Source organism: Bartonella sp. CL436QHHD (assembly GCF_042195105.1).
GTDB lineage: Bacteria > Pseudomonadota > Alphaproteobacteria > Rhizobiales > Rhizobiaceae > Bartonella.
Genome location: NZ_JBHINR010000040.1, coordinates 1 through 728, shown reverse-complemented (window position 1 = coordinate 728; position 728 = coordinate 1). Strand labels below are relative to the sequence as shown.

Annotated in this window: 1 protein-coding gene; it reads right to left on the bottom strand. The window is 43.3% G+C overall.

Annotated elements, in window-relative coordinates; all coding sequences use genetic code 11:
* Nucleotides 1–16: 16 nt before the first annotated feature.
* Nucleotides 17–728: DUF3792 domain-containing protein (locus tag ACFIKN_RS05980; protein ID WP_375658067.1), on the bottom strand; the 712-nt coding region annotated here is incomplete at its 5' end.

Genomic DNA, 728 nt, shown 5'->3' with positions numbered 1-728 from the left:
TTTAAAGGTAGACGTTTTAAAGCATGAAAGTGTCCTTACGGCTTCTATAACCATAATAGCCAAAAACACTGGAAATAATGGCGCCTACCAGACTGCCTAAAAAGCCCCACCACCCCATATTGGAGGCTGTTTTTGTGGCTTTAGTCGCAGTGTTTTTGGCGCCCTTGATCGTATCCTCAAGATTGTCTGAGAGTGTTTCTGCCCGTTCTTCAAGGACTTTGATGGCTTTTTCGGTCTTTTCTTCTGCGCTTTGATAGAGTTGGACGGCACGGTTGACTGCTGTTTGTGCATCCGCACGGGACATGCCATCGGTCACAAGGGCATTGATGATATCACTTCGATCAAATTTTGTCGTGAGATCTTCTACACGATCAGACAGACGCTCACCAAGATTTTTTAAAGTGGTGCGATAGTAAGAAGGATCATTTTTGAAAGCTGTTATCGCAGAACCAATATCATTGAGTGCAGCTTGATAGGTTTGTTTCAAGCGATCAGGGTTGAGAGCAGGAATGTCGCTTTTATTGAGAAGGGTGCGCAATTCACTCGAAAGTTGGTCAAAATTGATGCCATTGTCACTGTTTTTTGCAAAAAACTTTTCAAGACTTTCGCTGTTTAAGTTTGCAAGTATGGGGGAAATATTGTTTTTGAGGCTGTCCACGGTTTGTTGGACCATGGAGCTGTTTTCTAGAGCCGTTTTAGCTCCTATCTTTGCTGTACTAGAAACCACG